The sequence below is a fragment of the Stenotrophomonas sp. Steno-Z2 genome (genome assembly GCF_056393235.1).
Genome location: NZ_JBWJOY010000007.1, coordinates 55,461 through 80,243, shown reverse-complemented (window position 1 = coordinate 80,243; position 24,783 = coordinate 55,461). Strand labels below are relative to the sequence as shown.

Annotated in this window: 23 protein-coding genes and 1 pseudogene; 17 read left to right on the top strand and 7 right to left on the bottom strand. The window is 69.9% G+C overall.

Annotation, left to right across the window (positions count from 1 at the left end):
• Positions 1-40 precede the first annotated feature (40 nt).
• Together AC06FP_RS13800 and AC06FP_RS13795 are read left to right on the top strand one after the other, a co-directional pair.
• On the top strand, positions 41-1,231 hold the full coding sequence (locus AC06FP_RS13800; protein WP_456116161.1) for a methyl-accepting chemotaxis protein: 1,191 nt from the start codon (positions 41-43) through the stop codon (positions 1,229-1,231).
• Positions 1,218-1,484, top strand: coding sequence for a hypothetical protein (locus AC06FP_RS13795; RefSeq protein WP_478075879.1), 267 nt, complete (start codon positions 1,218-1,220; stop codon positions 1,482-1,484). Before AC06FP_RS13800 ends, AC06FP_RS13795 begins: the two co-directional genes overlap by 14 nt.
• A gap of 444 nt (positions 1,485-1,928) precedes the next feature.
• On the opposite strand, the gene AC06FP_RS13790 is transcribed toward AC06FP_RS13795, so the two are convergent.
• Entirely contained in the window at positions 1,929-4,691 is a 2,763-nt protein-coding gene (locus AC06FP_RS13790) for a bifunctional diguanylate cyclase/phosphodiesterase (protein WP_478075936.1), read from the bottom strand.
• A 414-nt stretch (positions 4,692-5,105) separates the two neighbouring features.
• Here AC06FP_RS13790 and AC06FP_RS13785 point away from each other — a divergent pair.
• Positions 5,106-5,837 (top strand): annotated as a pseudogene (locus AC06FP_RS13785) (sensor histidine kinase); the annotation flags it as partial.
• Positions 5,838-5,839: 2 nt separating this feature from the next.
• Entirely contained in the window at positions 5,840-7,606 is a 1,767-nt protein-coding gene (locus AC06FP_RS13780; RefSeq protein ID WP_478075878.1) for an EAL domain-containing protein, read from the top strand.
• 36 nt (positions 7,607-7,642) lie between these two features.
• Here the strand turns inward: AC06FP_RS13780 and AC06FP_RS13775 are convergent, their stop codons facing one another.
• From AC06FP_RS13775 to flgA, 4 genes are all read right to left on the bottom strand, one after another.
• Complete coding sequence (locus AC06FP_RS13775; RefSeq protein ID WP_478075877.1) at positions 7,643-8,815, bottom strand: ATP-binding protein; 1,173 nt, start codon at positions 8,813-8,815, stop codon at positions 7,643-7,645.
• A 141-nt stretch (positions 8,816-8,956) separates the two neighbouring features.
• A complete protein-coding gene (locus AC06FP_RS13770) occupies positions 8,957-9,289 on the bottom strand; it encodes a flagellar protein FlgN (protein WP_456119431.1) in 333 nt (110 codons plus the stop codon).
• A 2-nt stretch (positions 9,290-9,291) separates the two neighbouring features.
• Complete coding sequence (flgM, locus tag AC06FP_RS13765) at positions 9,292-9,594, bottom strand: flagellar biosynthesis anti-sigma factor FlgM (protein ID WP_456116165.1); 303 nt, start codon at positions 9,592-9,594, stop codon at positions 9,292-9,294.
• Between the two features lie 65 nt (positions 9,595-9,659).
• The gene (gene flgA / locus AC06FP_RS13760) at positions 9,660-10,304 is read right to left on the bottom strand and encodes a flagellar basal body P-ring formation chaperone FlgA (protein ID WP_456116166.1); all 645 of its coding nucleotides are present in this window, start codon (positions 10,302-10,304) and stop codon (positions 9,660-9,662) included.
• A 273-nt stretch (positions 10,305-10,577) separates the two neighbouring features.
• On the opposite strand from flgA, the gene AC06FP_RS13755 reads away from it, so the two are divergent.
• The 13 genes from AC06FP_RS13755 (at position 10,578) to AC06FP_RS13695 (ending at position 23,761) form a co-directional block, all read left to right on the top strand.
• Complete coding sequence (locus tag AC06FP_RS13755) at positions 10,578-11,522, top strand: chemotaxis protein (protein ID WP_456116167.1); 945 nt, start codon at positions 10,578-10,580, stop codon at positions 11,520-11,522.
• Between the two features lie 186 nt (positions 11,523-11,708).
• Positions 11,709-12,107 (top strand): flagellar basal body rod protein FlgB, encoded by a 399-nt coding sequence (flgB, locus tag AC06FP_RS13750; RefSeq protein WP_478075876.1) that lies wholly within the window; start codon positions 11,709-11,711, stop codon positions 12,105-12,107.
• A 10-nt stretch (positions 12,108-12,117) separates the two neighbouring features.
• Positions 12,118-12,525 (top strand): flagellar basal body rod protein FlgC, encoded by a 408-nt coding sequence (gene flgC, locus AC06FP_RS13745; protein ID WP_456116169.1) that lies wholly within the window; start codon positions 12,118-12,120, stop codon positions 12,523-12,525.
• Between the two features lie 23 nt (positions 12,526-12,548).
• Positions 12,549-13,223 carry a flagellar hook capping FlgD N-terminal domain-containing protein gene (locus AC06FP_RS13740; protein WP_478075875.1) on the top strand — a complete coding sequence of 225 codons (675 nt, stop codon included), beginning with the start codon at positions 12,549-12,551 and terminating at the stop codon, positions 13,221-13,223.
• A gap of 34 nt (positions 13,224-13,257) precedes the next feature.
• Complete coding sequence (gene flgE / locus AC06FP_RS13735; protein WP_478075874.1) at positions 13,258-14,490, top strand: flagellar hook protein FlgE; 1,233 nt, start codon at positions 13,258-13,260, stop codon at positions 14,488-14,490.
• 135 nt (positions 14,491-14,625) lie between these two features.
• The gene (locus tag AC06FP_RS13730; protein WP_478075873.1) at positions 14,626-15,375 is read left to right on the top strand and encodes a flagellar basal body rod protein FlgF; all 750 of its coding nucleotides are present in this window, start codon (positions 14,626-14,628) and stop codon (positions 15,373-15,375) included.
• 188 nt (positions 15,376-15,563) lie between these two features.
• Positions 15,564-16,349 (top strand): flagellar basal-body rod protein FlgG, encoded by a 786-nt coding sequence (gene flgG, locus AC06FP_RS13725; RefSeq protein WP_456116173.1) that lies wholly within the window; start codon positions 15,564-15,566, stop codon positions 16,347-16,349.
• A gap of 23 nt (positions 16,350-16,372) precedes the next feature.
• The gene (gene flgH / locus AC06FP_RS13720; RefSeq protein ID WP_478075872.1) at positions 16,373-17,065 is read left to right on the top strand and encodes a flagellar basal body L-ring protein FlgH; all 693 of its coding nucleotides are present in this window, start codon (positions 16,373-16,375) and stop codon (positions 17,063-17,065) included.
• Positions 17,066-17,067: 2 nt separating this feature from the next.
• Positions 17,068-18,189: a flagellar basal body P-ring protein FlgI gene (locus AC06FP_RS13715; protein ID WP_456116175.1), complete on the top strand. Its 1,122-nt coding sequence runs from the start codon at positions 17,068-17,070 to the stop codon at positions 18,187-18,189.
• Between the two features lie 2 nt (positions 18,190-18,191).
• Complete coding sequence (gene flgJ, locus AC06FP_RS13710; protein WP_478075871.1) at positions 18,192-19,364, top strand: flagellar assembly peptidoglycan hydrolase FlgJ; 1,173 nt, start codon at positions 18,192-18,194, stop codon at positions 19,362-19,364.
• An 11-nt stretch (positions 19,365-19,375) separates the two neighbouring features.
• A complete protein-coding gene (gene flgK / locus AC06FP_RS13705) occupies positions 19,376-21,259 on the top strand; it encodes a flagellar hook-associated protein FlgK (RefSeq protein WP_478075870.1) in 1,884 nt (627 codons plus the stop codon).
• Positions 21,259-22,461 (top strand): flagellar hook-associated protein FlgL, encoded by a 1,203-nt coding sequence (gene flgL, locus AC06FP_RS13700; RefSeq protein ID WP_478075869.1) that lies wholly within the window; start codon positions 21,259-21,261, stop codon positions 22,459-22,461. The genes flgK and flgL overlap by 1 nt, the downstream gene beginning before the upstream one ends.
• 61 nt (positions 22,462-22,522) lie before the next feature.
• Positions 22,523-23,761 carry a flagellin gene (locus AC06FP_RS13695; RefSeq protein WP_456116179.1) on the top strand — a complete coding sequence of 413 codons (1,239 nt, stop codon included), beginning with the start codon at positions 22,523-22,525 and terminating at the stop codon, positions 23,759-23,761.
• 133 nt (positions 23,762-23,894) lie between these two features.
• Here AC06FP_RS13695 and AC06FP_RS13690 read toward each other — a convergent pair whose 3' ends face one another.
• Positions 23,895-24,287: a type II toxin-antitoxin system HicB family antitoxin gene (locus AC06FP_RS13690; protein ID WP_478075868.1), complete on the bottom strand. Its 393-nt coding sequence runs from the start codon at positions 24,285-24,287 to the stop codon at positions 23,895-23,897.
• An 8-nt stretch (positions 24,288-24,295) separates the two neighbouring features.
• Positions 24,296-24,478, bottom strand: coding sequence for a type II toxin-antitoxin system HicA family toxin (locus tag AC06FP_RS13685; RefSeq protein ID WP_478075867.1), 183 nt, complete (start codon positions 24,476-24,478; stop codon positions 24,296-24,298).
• Between the last annotated feature and the right edge of the window lie 305 nt (positions 24,479-24,783).

The window sequence follows — 24,783 nt, the reverse complement described above, 5'->3', positions numbered from 1 at the left end:
CCCGGCCGATACTGCAATCGTGACTCTCCCGAGAACGTCCATGTATTCACGCATTGCAATCCGCCTGGCCGCCCCGCTGGCCCTGACTTTCCTGCTGGCACTGGCGCTGGCATTCGCATGGCCCGCGGCCGTGGTGTGGGCGATCCTGACCACGATGGCGCTGAGCTGGCTGGTGTTCGCCTACTGGAGCGCCTACAGCCAGTCGCAGCGTTCGCCCGAGCATGCCCGCGTGCTCAAGGAGCAGGACCAGCTGCTCAACGAGCTGCGCAGCTTCGTCAGCAACGAGATCGACGGTTCGCGCGGCGAGATCGAGCGCGCCCGCGAACTGATCCGCCAGGCGGTCGCCGGCCTGGGCAGCAGCTTCGATGCGATGAACCGCAAGTCGCGCCAGCAGAGCCAGGCGCTGGCGCGCATCGTCGACCGCGCCGGCGAGGACGGCGGCAGCGGCGTGGACGTGGCCCGTTTCGCCCAGCACGCCAGCCACCAGATGGAACAGCTGGTCGAGGCGCTGGAACAGGTCAGCGGCCAGAGCAGCAACACCGTGCAGCACATCGACCAGATGGCGCAGCACCTGGACGGCATCTTTGCCCTGCTGGAGGACGTGAAGTCCATCGCCGACCAGACCAACCTGCTGGCGCTGAACGCCGCCATCGAGGCCGCCCGTGCCGGCGAGGCCGGGCGCGGCTTCGCGGTGGTCGCCGACGAGGTGCGCAACCTGTCCGAGCGTTCGACTACCTTCAACGAGCAGATCCGCAAGCTCGCGCACAGCTCCAAGGACGCCATCGCCAAGGTGCGCGAGACCGTCTCGCACATGGCCTCGCGCGACATGGACCGCTCCCGCGAGGCGCGCCACGAGGCGGCGGCGATGCTGGAGAACGTGGCGGCGATCAACAACTCGCTGGGCGAAGGCATGCGCGAGATCTCCGAGTGCGGCCGCGCCATCGACAGCAGCGTCGCCGAGGCGGTGCGCGCCCTGCAGTTCGAGGACATCGCCACCCAGGCGCTGGGCGGCGTGCACACCCACCTGGACCGCCTGACCGCGATCAACCGCGAAGCCGTGGCGCTGCAGGAGCTGCTGCACCGCAGTGGCGGCGTGCTCGACAGCGAACTGGTGGCCGCGCTGCAGCGTACCGGCAGCCGCCTGCGCGAGATGCGCAACGAGTGGGAGCGCCCGCCGCACAAGCCGGTGGCGCAGCAGAGCATGGGTGCGGGAACGGTTGAACTGTTCTGATCCCCCGCATGATGCAACGGCGACCCCGGCCCAGGCCGGGGTTTCGTCGTTGCGGGCGGATGTCCCGCCCGCGCTGGCGGCGACGGCTGCCACGCAGTCCCCTGCCAGTGGCCCTCCAGCCCTGGCGCGGCTGGCGGCCATCGAGGCGCTGGCACAGCAGGAGCTGGCCCGCACCGCGCGGCTGCCGATGACGGACGTACCCGGACGCGACGATCTGCTGGCGATCCTGGTGGCCTGGGACCTTGCGCTTTGAGCGGGGCCGGGCTTCCGTCCTGGATCGTTTGAGCCGGCGGCTGCGTTGAAGGCGCCGCCCGGCCCGGAACCTGGGGCGGACTGCGCGGCGCAAGGCCAGCTGCCTGGCCGCGGTCACTGCACCGGTTGAAGCTTGCTCCGCCGCGGGCCGGAGGCGCCCGCCGCTGCCCTCCTGTCATCGAGCCCGGCAGACGATGCGGATGGGCATGCCGCCCGGGTGCCGCGCACGGCGAGCTGCCGGGACGGCCATCATCGAGCGGAATGGAGGTGGAAACCCCGCCCCGGTCAAACCACGGGCGGCCGCATGCCTGGACTCACGGCCTCTCCGTGTACGGCACGGGCGGCACTGCCTGCCGTTGGGCAGCAAAGCGGCAAGCGCGCCGGCAACGCGGCGTGTCCGGGACCTTGCCGGAAGGACGAACGATGTGGGACGCGCCGACGCGCCTCAGAGCGCGACGGCGGGCCGATCGGCCTGCGCGGGCGGCGATGGGTTCGCCCCCTCGCCGCTGGCGCCGGCGCGCAGCCAGTGCGCCATGTCCCGCGAGGACAGCGGGCGCGAGTACAGGTAGCCCTGGATCTCGTCGCAGCCCTGCCGCAGCAGCAGGGCTTCCTCCTGGCGCGTTTCCACGCCCTCGGCCACCACCTGCATGCCCAGCGCGTGGCCGAGATGGACGATGGCCTGGGTGACCTCGGCGGTGCCGGCGTCGTGCAGCATGCGCTGGACGAAGCTGCGGTCGATCTTCAGCCGCTGCACCGGGAAGCGGTTGAGGTAATGCAGGTTGGAGAAGCCGGTGCCGAAATCGTCCACGGCCAGCAGCACGCCGTGGCGCTCGAAGGTGTCGAAGCACTGGCGCAGCGCGTCGCTGTCGCGGATCAGGGCGGACTCGGTCAGCTCCAGCTCCAGACGCTGCGGCGGCCAGCGGTGGCGCTCGCAGAGGGCGATGACCTGCTCGGCGAAGCCGCGCTCGCGCAGCTGCATGGCCGACACGTTGACCGCGATGCGCTCAAACGCCAGCCCGGCGGCATGCCAGGCGGCAGCCTGGCGGCAGGCTTCGTTCAGCACCCACTCGCCGATGCGGGCGATCTCGCCGCACTTCTCCGCCACCGGGATGAACTCGGCCGGGCTGCATGGGCCCAGCCCCGGGCAGACCCAGCGCAGCAGCGCCTCGATGGCCGGCGGGCGGCCCGAGTCGACGTTCACCAGCGGCTGGTAGACCAGCTGGAACTCCTCGCGCTCGAGCGCGCCATGCAGCGCGTGCTCGATCTGCAGGCGCCGCTGGATGCCGGCCAGCACGTCCTGGCTGTAGTACTGGTAGGTGTTGCGCCCGGCTTCCTTGGCCGCGTGCATGGCGGCGTCGGCCGCGCGCAGCAGCGTGTCGAAATCGCGGTGGGCGTCGTCGGCGAGCGCGATGCCGACGCTGGCGCCGACCTTCAGCGTGGTGTCGCCGCGGTGCAGCGGCGAGGCCAGCGAGGCGATCAGTTTGCGCGCGACGTGGCCGGCGTCGGCCGGGTCGGCCAGATCGCGCAGCACGACGACGAACTCGTCGCCATTGAAGCGCGCGAACAGGTCGGCGTTGCGCAGGTTCTGGTGCAGCCGCGCGGCCGCCGCCTTGAGCAGCATGTCGCCGGTGGCGTGGCCGAAGGTGTCGTTGATCGACTTGAAGCCGTCCAGGTCGACGAACAGCATGGCCAGGACCGTGCCGTTGCGGCGCGATTCGGCGATGGCTTCCTCGGTCTGCTCGCGCAGCAGGATGCGGTTGGGCAGCCCTGTGAGCAGGTCGTAGTGCGCCAGCAGTTCGATGCGTTCGTTGGCCTCGCGTTCCACGGTGATGTCGCGGAACAGCACCACGAAGCGCTCGGGCAGGCCTTCGCGCCGGTCCAGCTCGATCTGCACCTGCACCCACACCCGCTGCCCCGAATGCCGGTAGAAGCACAGGTCCAGCTGCTCGGGCAGGCCGCCTTCGGCGATGCGGGTCAGCGCCGCCTCGAAGTTGTCGCGCGAGTCCGGCGTGTACAGCGCCAGCGCCTGTTCCAGCGTCACCGGTTCCTTGCGCAGGCCGTGGATGCGGTAGCACTCGTCGGTCCAGAGCATGCCGCGGGTGGCCACCTCGATTTCGCAGCCGCCGATGCGGCCCAGCGCCGAAACGCGGTTGAGCAGTTCGGTGCGCCAGCGGATCAGCGCATCGGTCTGGCGCTGTTCGGTGACGTTCTGCAGTTGCCCGAGTACGCGATGGACGCGCCCGGTGGCGTCGTGTTCGGGATGCATCCAGACGCGCAGGTGCAGGCCGGCGGCATCCATCGGCCCGGCCGCCAGCGGCAGCTCGAACGCATGCGGCTGGCCTTCGCGGTGCAGCCGCCGCCACGCCGCCAGCACCTGGGCGCGCGCCTCCCGGTCCAGCAGGTCCAGCCAGCGGCGGCCACGCGGCAGGCTGCCCAGCGGGCGGCCGAGGGCGGCGTGCAGTTCGTCCGACCAGGAAAGGCCGGCGCCGTCCCGCTCCCACGACCAGGTGCCCAGGCCGGCGATGCGCTGCAGGTGGCGCAGCTGTGCCTGTTGTTCGTGCGCATCGACGGCGGCTGGCGGCTGCGCGGCGACCCCGATGCGGACGCCGGCCATGCGCAGCGGATGGCCGTCGGCCGTGCGCGCCACGGCCTGGCCGTGATCGTGCACGACCTGCCAGCCGCCATCGGCGCGGCGTACCCGCAGCCGGCAGGCATAGGGCGTGGCGGCGTCCTGCAGGTGCGCCTGCAGCGCGCTGCGCTGCGCGGCGCGATCGTCCGGGTGGGTCTGCTCCAGCCATGCCTGCGCGGTGCCGGCGACGGCGCCTGCCTCGGCCGGTCCGTGCAGATGCGTCAGCAGGTCGCCGGGCACGTCCCATTCCCAGACGCCGTGGCCGGCATCGCGCAGCAGCCTGGACCAGCGCCCGTCCGCCGGTGGGACGGGCGGCGCGGCGCTGTAGACATAGGCGCAGACCGTGCCGTCCTGCGCACGCGCCGCGCTCAGGAAACCATCCAGGCGCTGTTCGCCGGCGGGCAGCGAACAGGGCAGCAGGCCCTGGCTGGCCACGCGCTCGCGCAACCCCAGCAGGGCCTGGCGGTGGCCCTGCAGTGCGCGCGGCAGGTCCAGCGTGCGGGCAGCGGCATTGGCGGCCAGCGGATGGCCCTCCGGATCGAGCAGCACGATCGCCCCCTCCAGCGGGTGGCTCATCATGCTCGCAATCACGCCCTGATCCACGCGCTACCGCTCCAGTCATACACCCGAGGTCCGGGAACCCTACCGATAACGGCAGCCGGGCATGGAAATTGAGTACTGCGTCATCGCGCTTCGCGGCGGCCCGTTAAGATGGCGGCGGATCGAACACGGCACCCGCCACGCACCATGCACAACGGCTCTTCCCCTTCGCGGCACCCGGCATCCACGGACTCGGCGATGGCCGGCCTGCAACGCGCCACCTATGGCGTGGTAGCCGTCGGCGGCGCGCTGGTCCTGCTGTGCGGCCTGCTGCCGTGGGCCTGGGCCGCGATTCCGGCCCATCCGCTGGCCTGGACTGTGACCTCCGTCGTGCTGGTGGCGCTGTACATGGCGCTGGCCCTGCTCCTGCTCCTTCCCCGCCTGGGCCTGGTACGGGTGCTGGCGGCGCGCGACCTGGCCGAGCTCGAAACCAGCCGCAAGGCGCTGGAAACGGGAAACCGGGAGCTGCAGGCCATGGCCGGGCGCCTGTTCTCGGTGCAGGAGGACGAGCGCCGGGCCATTTCCCGCGACCTGCACGACGACATCGGCCAGGCCGTCACCGCGATCAAGCTGGCCGCGCACGCGGCGATGGACGAGGACGATGCGCAGCGGCGCCGCGAGGACCTGGGCCAGATCGTGGAGCTGGTCGACAGTACCGTGGTGCGCCTGCGCAACCTGTCGATGTTGCTGCGCCCGCCGCAGCTGGACGCGCTCGGGCTGGAGGCGGCGCTGCGCTGGCAGGCGGGGCAGCTGTTCCGCTCCTCGCCGGTGGAACTGCGGATGGAGGTGGAGGACCTGCCGCAGCGCCCGGACAACGAAGTCGAGCAGGCCTGTTTCCGCATCGCCCAGGAAAGCCTGACCAACGCCCTGCGCCATGCGCTGGCCAGCCAGGTGCAGCTGTGCCTCGAGGACGACGGCGGCGGCCGCTTGCGGCTGCGCGTGGTCGATGACGGCGAAGGCTTCGACCCCGATGGTCCGCGCGGGCTGGGGCTGGTGGTGATGCGCGAGCGCGCGCAGAGCGTCGGCGGCTGGCTGCGCATCCATACCGCGCCGGGCGAAGGCACCCGGGTCGAATTGCACCTGCCCTACCGCATGCCGCAGGCCGCCGCCTGCCAGGGAGCCTGAGGATGTGGAACCCCGCCCCGCAGCCGGTCGCCGAAGCATCCGCCCCGCCCCGGCTGGGCGCCGGCAACCCGGAACTGGCCGCCATGGTCGCCGACGCCGCCAGCGGCGGCACGCCGCTGATGCTGCTGCACCTGGACATCGACCACTTCGCCTCGGTCAACGAGAACATGAGCGCGGAGGTCGGCGACCAGGCGCTGGTGCTGATCGCGCAGCGCCTGGGCGACCACCTGCGCGGCCGCGGCCGGCTGTGGCGGCATGGCAGCGACGAATTCGTGCTGGCCATCCCGCGCGCCGGCGGCGTGCCCCTGCCCGAGGAAATGGCCGAGCAGCTGCGCCAGCAGATGGAGCTGCCGCTGTCGGTGCTGCCCTACACCCTGTTCCTGACCGCCAAGATCGGCGTGTCGCTGTGCCCGGAACATGCCACCGACCCGAGCCGCCTGCTCGACCTGGCCGAGGACGCGCTGCACCAGGCCGGCCGCGAAGGCGGAAATGTCGTGCAGGTGCACATGCTGCACAAGCCGCTCAGCGCGCACAGCGAGAGCATCATTTCCCGGCAGCTGGTGGATGCCATCGACAATGGCGAACTGCGCCTGCGCTACCAGCCGCTGGTCAGCGCCCGCGACGGCCACGTCGTGGGCATGGAAGCCCTGCTGCGCTGGCAATCGCCGACGCTGGGCATGCTGGTGCCGGAGCGTTTCATGCGCACCGCCGAGCGGCTGGGGATCATCGTCCAGATCGGCGCCTGGGTGCTGGAAATGGCCCTGCGCCAGGCGCGCATCTGGCGCGACCAGGGCTTCGACGACTTCAACGTCGCGGTCAACGTGTCCACGCTGCAGCTGCTGCGCCCGGGCTTCTTCGCCGAGGTCATGGCGCTGCTGCAGTCCACCGGCGTACCGGCGCGCATGCTGACCCTGGAGATCAACGAAAGCGCGCTGACCAACAACGTCAACTTCGTCTACGAGACGCTGGCCAACCTGCGCAACGAAGGCATCAGCCTGAGCCTGGACAACTTCGGCACCGGCGATTCCAGCCTCAGCGCGCTGGTGCGCTACCCGGTGGACAAGCTCAAGATCGACCGCAGCTTCATCAAGAGCGCGCCGGCGGCCAACCGCGAGGCGGCCATCTCGCGCGCCATCATCGCCATGGGCCACCAGCTGGGCATGACCGTGATCGCCAACGGCGTCGAGTCGCAGGCGCAGCTGGGCTTTTTGCGGCGCAACGACTGCGACGTGTTCCAGGGCTACCTGTTCGGCGAACCCATGTCGGCCGAGGCCGCCGGCATGACCCTGCGCCGCCGCTACCTGCGCCCGGAAGCCTTCGCCGAAACCCGCCCGGACCGCACCCTGCTGCTGCTGGACGACGAGGAGAACGTGCTGCGTTCGCTGGTGCGCCTGTTCCGCCGCGACGGCTACCGCATCCTCGCCGCCGGCAACGTGCGCGACGCCTTCGACCTGCTGGCGATCAACGACGTGCAGGTGATCCTGTCCGACCAGCGCATGAGCGACATGAGCGGCACCGAGTTCCTGGGGCGGGTGAAGATGCTCTACCCGGACACCATCCGCCTGGTGCTGTCCGGCTACACCGACCTCAATACCGTCACCGACGCGATCAACCGCGGCGCGATCTACCGTTTCCTGACCAAGCCGTGGAACGACGACGAACTGCGCGAGCACATCCGCCAGGCGTTCCGCACCCATGACGAACTGCGCAAGGGCCGCGAGGCGACCGGCCTGCTCAAGCGCGACACCCTGGCGGGCGACGGCGGCTGAGCGCCAGCGGCGGCCGAAGCCGCGCGGGCCCGCCGGCTACTTCGGCTGCCGCACCGGCAGGGTGATCCGGAACGTCGCGCCCTGCCCGGGCGCGCTGTCCACGTCGATGCGGCCGTGGTGCTTGTTGACGATGCCGTAGGAGATCGACAGGCCCAGCCCGGTGCCGCTGCCCACCGGCTTGGTGGTGAAGAACGGATCGAAGATGCGCTGGCGCAGCTCCGGGGAAATGCCCGAGCCGTTGTCCTGGAACTGGATCCACACCTCGTCGCCGTCCACGCCGGTGCTGACCACGATATGCCCGCGCTCGGCGATGGCGTGGCCGGCGTTGAGCAGCATGTTCATGTACACCTGGTTCAGTTCCGACGGCAGGCACTCGACCATCGGCAGCTCGCCGTAGCGGCGCTCCAGGGTGACCTTGTACTTGAGCTCGTTCCAGATGATGTTGATGGTCGATTCCAGCCCGGCGTGCAGGTCGGCCAGCTTCCACGACTCGCCGCGCCCGGAATAGGAGAAGTCCTTCAGGTCGCGCACGATGCGCGTCACCCGCTCGATGCCCTCGCGCGATTCGGCCATCAGCTGCGGCAGGTCGCGGCTGATGAAGTCGATGTCCAGGCGGTCGCGGATGTCGTCGATTTCCGGGATCAGGGCCTTCGGGTCCGGCGCGCGCAGGGCGCGTTCGTAGGCCTCGATCACGGTGAACAGGCTGCGCAGGTATTCCTGCAGGCTGCCCAGGTTGGAATGGACATAGCCGATCGGGTTGTTGATCTCGTGGGCGACGCCGGCCGCCAGCTGGCCGATCGAGGCCATCTTCTCCGACTGCAGCAGTTTCTCCTGGGCGCCGTTGAGCCGCAGGTAGGCCTGGCGCAGCTCGGCATGGCGGCGCTGCAGTTCGTGCTCGTAATCTTCCTGCCCGTCGATGTGGCGGAACAGCGCCAGGCAGGCCTGCTCGCCCTCGTTGTCGTGGTGGTAGAGGTGGACGATCACCGCGCGCGTGCCCAGCGGCAGGCTGCCGCTCCAGCTGCCCGATTCCCGCGCCTGGGCCAGCGCCACCGGCGGCAGCAGGTCGGCCAGGCGCCGGGCCAGTCCGGCGACGTCGCCGGGCTGCGCGCCGAACAGCTCGCGCACGGCGCCATTGGCCAGGGTCACCTCGCCCTTGTCGTTGAACAGGAGCATGCCGTCGCGCATGCGGTCGCTCAGGGCATGCAGCATGGCGGGCGACGGCAGGGGCGCGAACGGAGAAGAGGCGTTTTCGGCCACGGAAGCGGTGGGTCGGCGGAACGGGCGCCCACTATAACCAACCGGGAATGCGCCGGCGCGGCCGCGCCGCGCATGGCGTGCGGTGCGCTGCGGTCAGGCGACCGCGAGCGGCTTGCGCGTGTGCAGCAGCTGCGCCTGGCCCTTGGCGTCGTAGGCCGAGGAGGCTTCGCTGCGGCCGAGCTGGCGCAGCGCCCAGCTGACCTCGCGGCGGCGGCGCGCCAGCAGCACGCCGTTGGCGCGGTTGCGCTCGGCCAGTTCGCGCAGGCGTTCGGCCTGTTCCAGCGGCGGCCGCGCTTCCAGGATGCGCAGCGCCTCGAGCTTGAGGCTGGTGGCCGCCACCAGCGCCTGCACGTCGTGCTCGACCAGCGCCTGGCGCTCGCCGTCGAGCGCGTCGCTCAGCTGCTGCAGGGGATCGGCCACGCCCAGCTTCATGCCTGCAGCTGTCCGTCCAGGTCCAGCATGCGGCTGGCGATGGCCTGCGGGTCGATCCGGTAGCTGCCGTTCTCCAGCGCTTCGCGCACGGCCTGCACGCGGGCGGTGTCGATCGCCGGGGCCGCGGCCAGCTCACGCTGCATGGCCTGCAGGCTGGTGGCTTCGCCGGTCAGGCGCACGCTGTCGGCCGCCTCTACCGGACGGGCCTCGGCTCCGCCGGCAGCGGCAGCCCTGGTGGGGGTGGCGACCGGGCGCAACGGGGCGCCTGCCGTGATCCCGCCGTCGATTTTCTGGCTCATGTGATGGAAGTCCTGATTCGGTACACAAGGGTTAACGGCCATGCCGGGCGGTTCTTTAGCGCGATCTAGCGGGACACCAGCACATCGCCGCTGGCCGTGGCCACGCCCTGCACCACCCGCCGCGAGGACAGGTTCTCGACCGGTACCCGGTCGGCCTCGCCCGCGTCGGCCAGCGCCTTGCCGGCCACCCGCACCTCGACCCCGCCGCGGCGCGACACCAGGGCGACGCTGTCCCCGCGGCGGATGATGCGCGGCGAGACCAGGTCGCTGGCCGACAGCAACGTACCGGCGCCCATCGCGCGTCGCGCCACCCGGCCGATGGCCGACTGCGGGTCGGACAATACCGCACCGGCGATGCGGGCGGTGTCGCGGCGCACGCTGCCGATATCGGCGGCGGAGAGCACTTCTCCAGCGGCGATGCCGCGGGCCAGCACCAGCACGTCCTGCTCGCGGCGCACCGTCACCGGCACGAACAGCTTCCAGCCGCCGGGCTGCGGACAGGCCACCTCCACGGTACGGTTGCCGGTGGCCCGTGCCTGCAGCGCGGAGGGACAGGCCGGCAGGCGCAGGCCGGCGTCGACGCTGGCCTCGCCCTCGGTCGCCGGGTCCAGCGTGGACAGCGCGGCGGCGCGGATCGAGGCCAGCGACTGGAAGTCGCCGGCCTGGGCCGGCAGGGCCAGCAGCAGGCATAACAGGGCCGACAGGCGCATGGACAGACTCCGCCACGAAAGATTGCCGGCTGTCCTGCAAGAGGCGTGCCGGAAACGCAGGAGCGCGGGGGGAGGAATGAGACAAGGCAGGGGCGTGATCCGCTCTCCCCTGTCAATGGAGTCGGCCAGCGCCGGGCGGCTGCCCCTGCGCCCGGGCGCGGGAGCGCCGGCCGGCGGTGCGCAGCGGCCGTGGTGCGCCTGCGGCCGGCCTCGCGCCTCCGTTCCTTTGCTCCAGCCCTCAAGTCCCGGCCCCGCCCTGCCGATACCGGCTGCATGTCACATGACCTGCTCAACCGCATCGACCAGCGCACCCGGCTGGCCGGCCACAACCGACTGGCCCTGCTGCTGTTCCGCCTCGGCGGCCGTCAGCTTTTTGGCGTCAATGTCTTCAAGGTGCAGGAAGTGCTGCGGCGCCCGCCCCTGTTCCAGGTGCCGGGGCTGCCGGTGCAGTTCTCCGGGGTGGCCGACGTGCGCGGCCGCTCGGTGCCGGTGCTGGACCTGGGGCTGGCGATCGGCCACCCCGAGCGCGAACCCGATGCCGACACCTCGCCCGGCTACCTGGTGGTCACCGAGTTCAACCGCTCGGTGCAGGGCTTCCTGGTCAGCGGCGTGGAGCGCATCGTCAACATCGCGGTGGAGGACATCCAGCCGCCGCCGGAACTGGGCGCCGAAGCGAGCTACCTCACCGCGGTCACCCGCTTCCAGGGGGAACTGATCCAGGTCATCGACGTGGAGAGCGTGCTGGCCGACATCGCCCAGCTCAGCAAGGAGGCGGTGCTGGACCCGTCGATGGTCCTGCCGCCGGGCGCGCCGCCGATGCAGGTGCTGGTGGTGGACGACTCGCGCGTGGCCCGCCAGCAGATCCGCAGCGTGCTCGACCAGCTGGGCGTCACCGCCACCCTGCTGTCGGACGGCAGGCAGGCGCTGGAGCACCTGCTGCAGATCCACGCGGCCGGCGAGAACCCGGCCGAGCGCTATGCCATGGTCATCTCCGACATCGAGATGCCGGCCATGGACGGCTATACCCTGACGACGGAAATCCGCCGCCACCCGGGGCTGTCCGGGCTGTTCGTGCTGCTGCACACCTCCCTGTCCGGCGTGTTCAACAACGCCATGGTCGAGCGCGTCGGCGCCAACGCCTTCGTGCCCAAGTACAGCGCCCACGAGCTGGCCGACTTCGTCCTGCACCGCCTGCGCCAGGTGGCCGAAGCGGCATAGGACCCGCCCCGCATGCGGCTGCGGTAAAGCCCGTGCGGGGCAAGCCCCACGCCTGCAGGATGCCGTGAGACGGGGGGCGCCCCGGCCTGCCCGGCTTTCCCCGTCCCTGGTTTTCCTCCCCTCGCCCCTGCCGTTCTGGCACACCGCTTGCAGCCTCCCGGGCATCGTTCCCCCGGGAGGCGCGCCATGCCCAACCTGATTTCCAACTACCTGGGCATCCACGCCCAGGCCATGCCGTTGCGCGAGCAGCGCATGAAGCTGATCGCCGGCAACCTGGCCAATGCCGATACGCCGGGCTACAAGGCCCGCGACCTGGATTTCGATGCCGCCCTGCGCAGCGTGCAGGGGCTGGACGGCAACGGCCTGCTGGCGGCCACCGTCGAGCAGCACTACCGCATCGGCGGCGACGGCCTCAATCCGTTCCAGGTGCTGCGCCCCGGCGTGCAGCCGAGCCTGGACGGCAACACCGTGGATCCGGATGCCGAGCGCGCCGCCTATGGCCGCGCCGCGCTGGAGTACCGCGCCTCGCTGAGCTTCGTCGAGTCGAAGGTGCGCACCCTGACCACCGCCATCACCGGCCAGTAAGGGGAACGCCATGAGCAACCTGCCCATTTTCGACATCGCCGGCTCGGCGCTGCAGGCGCAGTCGGTGCGCATGAGCACCATCGCCTCCAACCTGTCCAACGCCGACACCGTGGCCGGTTCGGCCGACGCGGTCTACAGGCCGCTGGAGCCGATCTTCCAGGCGGTCACCAGCGGCGAGGATCCGCGCCTGACCCGCGTGGAGGTCAAACAGATCACGCAGAGCGAGGCGCCACCGCTCAAGCGCTACGAACCGCACCACCCGCTGGCCGATGGCGAGGGCTACGTCTATTCGCCGGACATCGACCCGGTGGCGCAGATGGTCAACCTCATCTCCACCTCGCGCAATTACCAGGCCGGCGTGGAGATGCTCAACACCGCCAAGGAACTGACCCTGGCCACCCTGACCATGGGCCGCTGAGCCGGCCGCCACAGGACTCCGTCATGAGCAGCATCAACACCAATGCCGACCTGTTCGGTGCGCTGGGCCTCAACGCCCCGGCCGCGCAGAACACCAAGAAGAAGGACACGCTGGACCAGGCCGATTTCCTGCGGCTGATGACCACCCAGCTGCAGCACCAGGACCCGCTCAAGCCGATGGACAACAGCCAGATGGTCGCGCAGATGGCGCAGCTGTCCACGGTGCAGGGCATCAACGACCTCAACAAGAGCGTCACCGGCTTCCAGGAATCGATGGCCGGCGACCAGATCCTGCGCGGCGCGGCCATGGTCGGCCACGACGTGCTGGTGCCGTCGACGAAATTCATGCTGGGCGACGAAGGCCAGACCGGCGGCACGCTGGCGGCGCCGGGGCCGGGCACGATCACCGTGGACGTCACCGATGCCGACGGCAGGAAGGTCACCCAGCTGAGCGTTCCGGCCGAGGCGGCCGGCGAGCTGCCCTTCCAGTGGGACGGCACCGATGCCGAGGGCAAGCGCATGCCGGCCTGCGCCTACACCATCGCCGCCACCTACACCGACGCCAGCGGCAAGCAGAGCAAGCTCAGCACCTACGTGCAGGCCGAGGTGGAAAGCGTGACCGTCGGTTCGGACGGGCTCTACCTGAACCTCAAGGGGCTGGGCGCGGCCCCGCTCGACTACGTGCTCCGCGTCAGCTGAGCCTTCCTCTACACGGATCCCCAGGAGTTTCGCCATGGGCTTCAATACTTCCCTGTCCGGCATCAGCGCCGCCAACGCGGACCTGAACGTCACCGCCAACAACATCGCCAACGTCAATACCGTCGGCTTCAAGGAATCGCGCGCCGAGTTCGCCGACGTACTCAACGCCACCGGCTACGGCCTGCGCAACAACGCCATCGGTTCGGGCGTGCGCCTGACCAACGTCGCCCAGCAGTTCTCGCAGGGCAACATCGACCAGACCGGCCGCAGCCTGGACCTGGCCATCGAGGGCGAGGGCTTCTTCACCCTCAACATGAACGGCACCCGCGTCTACTCGCGCGCCGGCAATTTCCAGCCCGACAAGGACGGCTACGTCACCAACCCGCAGGGCGCGCGCCTGCAGGTGTACGCGCCCAGCGCCGACGGCACGCGCTTCGACGGCGCGCTGACCGACCTGCGCCTGCTCACCAGCGACAGCCCGCCGCGGCCGACCAGCCGCCTGGAGCTCGCCTTCACCCTGCCGGCCAACGCCAAGGAACCGACGATCACCCCGTTCGATCCGGCCAGCAGCAACAGCTACAACCATTCCAGCGGCGGCATCACCGTGTTCGACTCGCTGGGCGTGAGCCACGTCCAGACCTCGTACTTCGTCAAGACCGCCAATCCCAACGAGTGGCAGGTCTACAACTTCGTCGATGGCGTGCCGGCCGGCAATCCGCCGGGCTCGGCGACCACGCTGCAGTTCTCCGACAGCGGCGCGCTGCTGTCGCCGGCCAGCGGCCAGATCGACCTGGGCACCTTCACCCCGACCACCGGCGCCGGGCAGCTGGCCATGAACCTGGATATCTCCGGCGCCACCCAGTACGGCGAGAAGTTCAACCAGCACAACACCGGCCAGGACGGCTATGCCTCGGGCAAGCTCAACGAGATCAACATCTCCGAGCAGGGCGTGGTCTACGCGCGTTACTCCAACGGCGTGGACGTGGCGCTGGGCCAGGTGGCGCTGACCAACTTCAACAACCCGCAGGGCCTGCTGAGCCAGGGCAACAACCTGTGGACCGAGACCTACGCCTCGGGCACGCCGCGCATCGGCGCGCCGGGCAGCTCGGACCTGGGCCAGATCCAGGCCGGTTCGCTGGAAGCGTCCACCGTCGACCTGACCCAGCAGCTGGTCAACATGATCACCGCCCAGCGCAACTTCCAGGCCAACGCGCAGATGCTCTCCACCCAGGACCAGATCACCCAGACGGTGATCAACATCCGTTAAGGCCGGGAACGGGGAAGCGGGAACGGGGAATGACACGGTGCGCAGGCTTTCCGCCCTGCCCCGCTCCCGGTTCCGCTGCCTCCGCCCACGGCGTTCCGTCATTCCCCCTTCCCCGCTCCCCGGTCCCCGCTCCCCATGGACAAAGCCCTCTACGTCGCCATGACCGGCGCCCGCGCCTCGCTGCAGGCGCAGGCCACCGTGTCCCACAACCTGGCCAATTCCGACACGCCCGGTTTCAAGGAAGCGCTGGCCAATACCGAGGCCTTCCCGGTCCAGGGGCAGGGTTACGCCTCGCGCATCGACGCCCTGCACGTGGATGCCGGCTTCAACCGCCGCATCGGCGCGCAGCAGATCACCGGCAACGCGCTGGACCTGTCGCTGCAGCCGGGCAGCTGGCTGGCGGTGCAGTCGCGCGACGGCAGCGAGGCCTATACCCGCGCCGGCGCCCTGACGCTCACCCCCAACGGCCAGCTGGTCACCGCCGACGGCAACGCCGTGCTCGACGAGAACGGCAACCCGGTGGCGGTGCCGCCGCACCAGGCCATCGAGATCGGCCACGACGGCACGCTGTCGGTGATTCCGCTGGGCGAAGGCCCGCAGACCATGGCCATGGTCGGGCGGCTGCGCGTGGTGCAGGCGCCGGACGACCGGCTGCAGCGCGGCCTGGACGGGCTGATGCGCAATACCGATCCGCAGCAGCCCTTCGCCCAGGTCCAGGGCAAGGCGCTGGACAGCGGGATGCTGGAGTCCAGCAACGTCGACGCCGCCGGCGCGCTGGTGCAGATGATCCAGCTGCAGCGCCAGTTCGAGATGCAGGTGAAGGTCATCAAGCACGGCGACGAGAACGCGCGCAGCGCCAACACGCTGCTGCGCCTGAACGGCTGACCGGCGGCAACGCGCCGCGGCGCGCGAAGGGCGCCATCGGCAATGCCCCGTCGCGCACCGGAACACGCTCCCGCCGGGTGGTCACGCCGGGTGGTCACGCCGGAAATCCGGCGGCCGTTCTGGCACACCCCATGCATTACATCCTGCAAAGGCCCCAAGGCCGGCAGCAAGCAGCAGAGGAACCGCTCATGAATCAGGCACTGTGGGTCGCTAAGACCGGCCTGGATGCGCAGCAGACGCGCATGTCCGTCGTCTCCAACAACCTGGCCAACACCAACACCACCGGCTTCAAGCAGGACCGCGCCAGTTTCGAGGACCTGCTGTACCAGCAGGTGCGCCAGCCCGGCGGTTCCTCGTCGGCGCAGACGCAGCTGCCGACCGGCCTGCAGCTGGGCACCGGCGTGCGCGTGGTGGCGACCTCCAAGAACTTCCAGCAGGGCGGCCAGCAGCAGACCGGCCGCGCCATGGACGTGATGGTCAACGGCCGCGGTTTCTTCGAGGTGATGTTGCCCGACGGCAGTTCGGCCTATACCCGCGACGGCAGCTTCCAGATGAGCCCGCAGGGCGAGCTGGTCACCAGCAGCGGCTACCCGGTGCAGCCCGGCATCCAGATCCCGGAAGGCGCGCAGTCGCTGACCATCGGCGCCGACGGCACGGTCAGCGTGAAGATGGCCGGCGATGCCGCGTCGGTGGAGATCGGCTCGCTGACGCTGACCGACTTCATCAATCCCGCCGGCCTGCAGGCCAAGGGCGAGAACCTGTACCTGGAGACCACGGCCTCCGGCCCCGCGCAGAACGGCACGCCCGGCCTCAACGGCCTGGGCAGCATCGTCCAGGGCGCGCTGGAAGGCAGCAACGTCAACGTGGTGGAAGAGCTGGTGGCGATGATCGAAACCCAGCGCGCCTACGAGATGAACGCCAAGGCCATCTCCACCACCGATTCGATGCTCGGCTACCTCAACAACAACGTCTGATCGTGCCGCTTACGGAACCCGCCATGGCCCGCCTGTCCAACGCCTTCCGCCTTTCCTGCGCCGCCGCCAGCCTGGTGCTGCTGGCCGGCTGCGTGGTCGCCGGCGACGTACGCCCCTACCCGGCCATGGCGCCGGTGGTGCCGGTGGTCGCGCCCTCGGCCGAACCCACTGCCGGCGCGATCTACGCCGCCGGCCCGGGCCTGAACCTCTATGGCGACCGCCGCGCCCGCGACGTCGGCGACCTGCTGACCATCACCCTGGTCGAGAGCACCTCGGCCACCACCAGCGCCAACACCGCCATCGGCAAGAAATCGAGCATCGACATCGGCTCGCCCAGCCTGTTCGGCGCGCCGGTGACGCTGGGCGGCAAGGAGGTGCTGGCCGCCAGCGCCAGCGGCGAGCGCGACTTCAACGGCAAGGGCAGCAGCGCGCAGAGCAACCGCCTGCAGGGCAGCGTGACCGTCACCGTGATCCAGCGCCTGCCCAACGGCAACCTGGTGGTGCAGGGCCAGAAGAACCTGCGCCTGAACCAGGGCGACGAGCTGGTGCAGATCCAGGGCATCGTGCGCTCGGCCGACATCGCCACCGACAACACCATTCCCTCCAGCAAGGTCGCCGACGCGCGCATCGCCTATGGCGGCCGCGGCGCGGTGGCGCAGTCCAACGCAATGGGCTGGCTGGGACGCTTCTTCAATTCGCGCCTGGCGCCGTTCTGAGCATGGCCATGACGACTCCCGCCTTCCTGCGCCGCGCCGCCGCCCTGCTGCTGGTGGCCGCCTGCGCCCTGCCCGCCCACGCCGAACGCATCAAGGACCTGGCCCAGGTCGGTGGCGTGCGCGGCAACGCCCTGGTCGGCTACGGCCTGGTGGTCGGCCTGGACGGCAGCGGCGACCGCACCAGCCAGGCGCCGTTCACCGTGCAGAGCCTGAAGAACATGCTCGGCGAACTGGGCGTCAACGTCCCGCCCAACGTCAATCCGCAGCTCAAGAACGTGGCCGCGGTGGCGATCCACGCCGAGCTGCCGCCGTTCGCCAAGCCCGGCCAGACCATCGACATCACCGTCTCCTCCATCGGCAATGCGATCTCGCTGCGCGGCGGTTCGCTGCTGATGGCGCCGCTCAAGGGCGCCGACGGGCAGGTCTACGCCATCGCCCAGGGCAACCTGGTGGTGGGCGGCTTCGGCGCGCAGGGCAAGGACGGCTCGCGGGTGTCGGTGAACGTGCCCAGCGTGGGCCGCATTCCCGGCGGCGCGACGGTCGAGCGCGCCCTGCCCGACGTGTTCGGGGCCAGCGGCGAGATCACCCTGAACCTGCACCAGAACGACTTCACCACCGTCGCGCGCATGGTCGCGGCGCTGAACAACGCCTTCGGCGAAGGCGCCGCGCGCGCGGTCGACGGCGTCACCGTCGCGGTGCAGGCGCCGAGCGACCAGGGCGCACGCATCGGCCTGCTGGCGCGCATCGAGAACATCGAACTGTCGCCGGGCACCGCGCCGGCGCGGGTGGTGGTCAATTCGCGCACCGGCACCGTGGTGATCGGCGCGCAGGTGCGGGTCAGCCCGGCCGCGATCGCGCACGGTTCGTTGACGGTGACCGTCAGCGAGGCCACCCAGGTCAGCCAGCCCAATGCCTTCGGCGGCGGCCAGACCGTGGCCGCGCCGCAGTCCACCATCACCGCCAGCAACGAGGGCAGCCGCATGTTCCGCTTCGACGGCGGCACCACGCTGGACGAGATCGTGCGCGCGGTGAACGAGGTCGGCGCCGCCCCCGGCGACCTGATCGCGATCCTGGAAGCCCTCAAGCAGGCCGGCGCGCTGAGCGCCGAGCTGGAGGTGATCTGAGCATGCGCATCACCGCCCCGTCGCTGGACCTGAACCCGGTCGTCGCCAACGACCCGGCGAAGATCGACAAGGTCGCGCGCCAGCTTGAAGGCCAGTTCGCGCAGATGCTGATCAAGAGCATGCGCGCGGCCAGCTTCGGCGACGCGCTGTTTCCCGGCGAGAACCAGATGTTCCGCGAGATGTACGACCAGCGCATCGCCGAGGCGATGACCAAGGGGCGCGGCCTGGGCCTGTCGGCGATGATCGCGCGCCAACTGGGCGGCGGCGAGAAAGCCGCCCAGCCGCAGGTGGACACCTCGTTGCAGCCCGCGGCGAAGGCCGCGCAGGCCTATCGGCTGCTGGCTCCTGCTCCGGCGCCGTCGGCAATGCCGGCGACGATGAGTGCCGATCCGCTGCAGGCCTTGAGCGGCGACGCACCGGTCATGCCCGAAGAACAGATGCTGGACCTGATCGCCGGCCGCGACAGCACCAGCCTGCATGCGGCGATCGGCGGCCGTGGCACCGCGCCGCAGCCGCCGGCGGCGGACTGGGCCATGGGCAACGACCGCTGGAGCGGCGTCGGCCCGGCCACGGTGGGCAACGACGGCGTGGAAGTGGCCACCGCCAATGCCGCCGCCGACCGGCTCGGCAAGCACACCCCGGAAGGTTTCGTCGCCAGCATCTGGCCGCACGCCGAAAAGGCCGCGCGCGAACTCGGCGTGGATCCGCGCGCCCTGGTCGCGCAGGCCGCGCTGGAGACCGGCTGGGGCCGCCGCCACATCAAGCGCGACAACGGCGCCAGCAGCCACAACCTGTTCGGCATCAAGGCCAGCGGCTGGAAGGGCGAGAGCGCCACCGCCGCCACCCACGAATACATCGACGGCCAGCGCCAGAGCCAGACCGCGCGCTTCCGCGCCTACGGTTCGGCGGCCGAGAGCTTCGGCGACTACGTGCGCATGCTCAAGAACAGCCCGCGCTACCAGGCCGCGCTCAAGGCCGGCAACGACGTGCGCGGTTTTGCACAGGGCCTGCAGCGGGCCGGTTACGCAACCGACCCGGGCTACGCCGCCAAGATCGCCGCCATCGCCGCCGGTCCGACCATCGAGCGCGCCGTGGCCGCCATCGGCCAGGCCGGCGCCCGCCTCGGCCAGACCTTCGCCCAAGCCGCCGGCCTGGCCGGCATCACCCGCCGTTGAGATAGAACCCGATGTCCAGCGTCCTCTCCACCGGTAGCAGCGCCCTGATCGCCTTCCAGCGGGCGCTGGCGACCGTCAGCCACAACGTGGCCAACATCAAGACCGACGGCTACAGCCGGCAGAAGGTCGATTTCGCCACGCGCAATCCCACCGACATGGGCTATGGCGATGTCGGCAACGGCACCCGGATCACCGACATCCGCCGCGTGGCCGACCAGCTGGCGATCTCGCGCCTGCTCGACAGCAGCGGCGAACTGGCCCGCCTGAAGCAGCTCTCCGGGCTGGCCGACCGCGTCGATGCGCTGTTCTCCGACAGCGCGACCAACCTCAACGGCATCTGGTCCAACTTCTTCGACTCGGTCAGCGGTCTGTCGGCCAATGCGGCCGGCGCCGCCGACCGGCGCAGCATGCTCGACAACGCCAACGACCTGGTCAACCGCTTCAAGCAGCTGAGCGGCAACCTGGACGCGCTGGGCAACGAGGTCAACAACGGCCTGATCGCCGGCACCGGCGAGATCAACCGCCTGGCCCGGGAGATCGCGCAGATCAACAGCACCATCGGCGGCGACGCGACCCGCGCCGCGCCGGACCTGCTCGACCGCCGCGACCAGCTGATCACCCAGCTGGTGGGCTATACCGGTGGCACTGCCGTCATCCAGGACGGCGGCATCATGAACGTGTACTCGGCCGGCGGCCACGCGCTGGTGGTCGGCGGCACCGCCTCGCAGGTCACCACCGTGGCCGACCCCTACCAGCCCGAACGCCTGCAGCTGGCGCTCAAGACCCAGGGCCAGACCATCGTGCTGGACGGCAAGGCGCTGGGCGGCAGCATCGGCGGCCTGCTGGAATTCCGCGATACCGTGCTGACCCCGGCGCAGGCCGAACTCGGCCGCATCGCGGTCGGGCTGGCGCAGGCGTTCAACGAGAGCCACCGCGAGGGCATGGACCTGTACGGCGACATGGGCGTGGATTTCTTCGCCCTGGCCCCGCCCAAGGTCGCCGCGCACAGCGGCAACAGCAGCGCCAGCACGGCCAGCATCACCGCCCGCTACGGCGACGTCGCCGCGCTCGACGGCCAGAACCTGCAGCTGCGTTTCGACGGCAGCGCCTGGGTGGCCACCCGCACCGACACCGGCGCGCAGGTGCCGATGACCGGCAGCGGCACCGCCGCCGATCCGTTCGTGGTCAATGGCCTGGAACTGGTGGTCGGCGGCACGCCGGCCCTGAACGACCGCTTCCTGGTGCAGCCCACCGCGGCCGCACCCGGCGGCCTGGCGGTGGCCATCACCGACCCCTCGCGCATCGCCGCCGCCAACCCGGTGCGGGTCAAGGCCGACCTGGGTAACATCGGCAGCGGCGTGGCCGGCAGGCTGGACGTCACCGACGCCGGCAACGGCGCGCTGCTCGATCCGGTCAGCATCGACTTCATCGACGCCGACCACTACACCGTCAACGGCGGCGCGCCCCTGCCCTACACGCCCGGCCAGACCATCAGCACCAACGGCTGGAGCCTGGTGCTGGACGGCAAGCCGGCCGCCGGCGATTCCTTCACCGTGTCGCGCACGCCGGCCGGCTCCAGCGACAACGGCAACGCCTCGCGCCTGGCCGGTGTCGAGGACGCCAAGGCCTTCAACGGCGGCACCGTCACCCTCAACGGCGCGCTGGGCGGGCTGACCACGCAGATCGGCGCGGCCGCGCGCGCGGCCGACTACTCCCTGCAGGCGCAGCAGGTCATCAACGAGAACGCGCAGGCCACGCGCGACGCCGTCTCCGGCGTGAACCTGGACGAGGAAGCGGCGGACATGCTCCGCCTGCAGCAGGCTTACCAGGCTGCCTCGCAGCTGATTTCCACGGCCGACACCATGTTCCAGTCGATCCTGCGGGCGGTGGGCTGATGAACAACCGCATCTCCAGCAGCATGATGTACGACCAGTCGGTGTTCCTCATGCTCTCCAAGCAGAGAAAGCTCAACCACCTGGAACGCCAGCTGGCCACCGGCCAGAAACTGGTCACCGCCAAGGACGACCCGGTCGCGTCCGGTACCGCCGTGGGCATGGACCGCATCCTGGCCGAGCTGGACCAGCTCGGCTCCAACGCGGCGACCGTGCAGAACCGGCTCGGCCTGCAGGAAAACGCCCTGGCCCAGGCCGGCGAACTGCTGCAGCGCGTATCCGACCTCACCATCCAGGCCAACAGCGCGGCGCTGTCGGCCGAGGACCGCAAGAGCGTCTCCGCCGAGCTGCGCTCGATCCGCGAGTCGCTGCTGTCGCTGGCCAACAGCACCGACGGCAACGGCCGTTTCCTGTTCGGCGGCACCGCCGACGGCGTGGCGCCGTTCTCGGCCGACAACGGCAACATCCTCTACAACGGCGACCAGACCCAGCGCCAGGTCGAGGTCGCACCCGGCAGCTTCGTGCAGGACGCCCTGCCGGGCAGCGAGATCTTCATGCGCATCCGTACCGGCGACGGCACCGTCGATGGCAGTGCCGCCGCCGGCAATACCGGCCAGGCCGTGCTGACCGGCGCCAGCCGCGACGGCACCGCGGCCTGGACCGGCGACAGCTACACCCTGCGCTTCACCGGCCCGGATACCTACGACATCCTCGACAGCGGCGGCACCACGGTCGGCAGTGGCAGCTACGCCGACGGCGACGACATCGTCTTCCAGGGCCTGCGCGTGCGCATGAGCGGCACGCCGGCGGCGGGCGACGAGTTCAGCGTCGGCCAGGCCGGCAACCGCGACGTGTTCTCCACCATCGACCGCCTCGCCCAGGCGCTGCAGATGGACACTTCCACCCTCGCCGGCCGGACCGCGCAGCAGAACCTGCTGCAGTCCAGCCTGCGCGACGTGGCCCGCGCCGCGGAAAAGATGATCGATTCGCGCGCATCCGGTGGCGCGCAGCTCAGCGCCATCGACAACGCCGCCTCGCTGCGCGAGGCCAACGCCATCACCCTGAAGGACTCGCTTTCGCAGCTGCGCGACCTGGACTACGCCGAGGCCATCGGCCAGTACAAGCTCGAAGGCGCCGCCCTGCAGGCCGCACAGACCATCTTCACGCAGATGCAGTCCATGTCGCTGTTCAACATGATCCGCTGATCCAGACAACCGCAAACCGCCATCCCATACACGCAAGACCCGAGCACAACGGAGAAGTCCCATGGCACAAGTCATCAATACCAACATCATGTCGCTGAACGCCCAGCGCAATCTGAACACCAGTGGCACCAGCCTGGCGACCAGCATCCAGCGCCTGTCCTCGGGCCTGCGCATCAACAGCGCCAAGGACGACGCCGCCGGCCTGGCGATTTCCGAGCGCTTCACCACCCAGATCCGCGGCCTGGACGTGGCCACCCGCAACGCCAACGACGGCATCTCGCTGGCGCAGACCGCCGAAGGCGCGATGGTCGAGATCAGCAGCAACCTGCAGCGCATCCGTGAGCTGGCGGTGCAGTCGGCCAACGCCACCAACTCCAGCAGCGACCGCGAAGCGCTGAACGCCGAAGTGCAGCAGCTGCTGAGCGAGATCGACCGCGTCGCCAACCAGACCAGCTTCAACGGCACCAAGCTGCTGGACGGCAGCTTCACCGGCGCCCTGTTCCAGGTCGGCGCCGACGCCGGCCAGACCATCGCCGTCAACAGCATCGTCGACGCCAACATCGACCAGCTCGGCCGGGCCGGTTTCGCCGACACCGTCAGTGGCGCCGGCGTCGGCGGCACCGCGGCCACCGCCTCGGGAACGATCAGCGGCATCTCCGTCTCGATCCGCGCGGCCGGCGCGCCGGCCGGTGCGGCAGGCATCACCCAGATCACCCTGGACAACGTGAAGATCGAGGTCGGCGACGATGCCGCGGCCGTGCAGAAGAAGATCGCCCAGGCCTTCAACAACAAGCTCGACCAGACCGGCCTGTATGCCGAAGTGAGCGGCGGCAACATCAAGCTCACCTCGCTCAAGGCCGGCCAGGACTTCGAGGGCGTGAGCAACGGCACCCTCAGCGGCGGCACCGGTGTCACGCTGTCGCTGGCGGCCGACCTGCCCGCGACCGCGGCCTCGGCGGGCACCGCCGCGGCCGGCGGCGGCATCAATCACCTGGAGAACCTGGACATCTCCAATTTCGCCGGCGCCCAGCGCGCTCTGGAGATCGTGGACAAGTCGCTGACCGCGGTGAGCGGCTCGCGCGCGGAAATGGGCGCCATCCAGAACCGCTTCACCTCCACCATCGCCAACCTGTCCACCACCTCGGAAAACCTGTCCGCCTCGCGCAGCCGCATCCGCGACGCCGACTACGCCAAGGAAACGGCCGAGCTGACCCGCACGCAGATCCTGCAGCAGGCCGGCACCGCCATGCTGGCCCAGGCCAACCAGGTCCCGCAGAACGTGCTCAACCTGCTCAAGTAAACACAACACCGCGCACGGCAAAGGCCCCGGTACGCACCGGGGCCTTTGCTTTTCGGGGAATGTCGTGGCCGCCACGGCGGTGGCAACAAAAAACACTGACCGATGACAGCAGGATCGTGTGCTGCCGGGCAGATCAGCCGATGGCGGCCATGTGCCCGATGTAGCCGGAACGCGTCTCGCCGGCTTCCTTCGCCTTGGCATCCAGCCGCATCAGGACGCGACGCGGGAGCGTGATGTTCACCCGCTCGATGGTGTCGTCCAGCAATGCCGGATCGACATTGACGTAACCCACCATCCATCCAGCGAAATCCCCATTCCCCAACGCTGCCTGGGCAGAAGAAGGCGGGGGAATCACGCGCCCGGCATCCAGGGCAGCATCGATCCATGCCGCCGCTGCCTCTTCCGCAGCGGCCATCGCCTCGTCCAGCGTATCGCCTGCCGAGAAACAGCCCGGAAGATCAGGAACGACGACGCTCCACGCAGTGTTCTCGTCACCGGCTTCGATCATGACGGGATAACGAAACATATGACCTCCTACTTCAGCCCCGCCAGCTTGCGCAGATTGCTCACCAGCCCCTTGCCGAGATCCTTTTTCGGGTGTGGGACGGTAATGATGCTGGGCTTGCCTGGGTGCACATAGACATGGTGGGAGCCGCGGACCCGGTCCAACGTCCATCCGTTGGCTTCCAGCTCCTTGATGAGGTCCGCGCTCTTCATGGCGCGAATGATACACACGACACACACTGGGTGCAAACACCTGCTTTTCTCGTACCAGGCGTTTGATCAGCCATCAGGTTCACTGCCACAGGCAGAGGATGTCCGCCAGCCGCTTGCGCCTCTTCTGTGCCTGCACAGCCGGAAGCGGGCCATCGACACCCTCCTGTGTAAAGCGAAGGCAATGCTGGAACACCCCGGAAGAACCGGGCTCGACAACACCACTACGGATCGCGCAAAAAACAACGGCGCTGGAACCACCGGTTCCAGCGCCGTTTCCTCATGGCGTACCGCTTCCGGAAAGCACC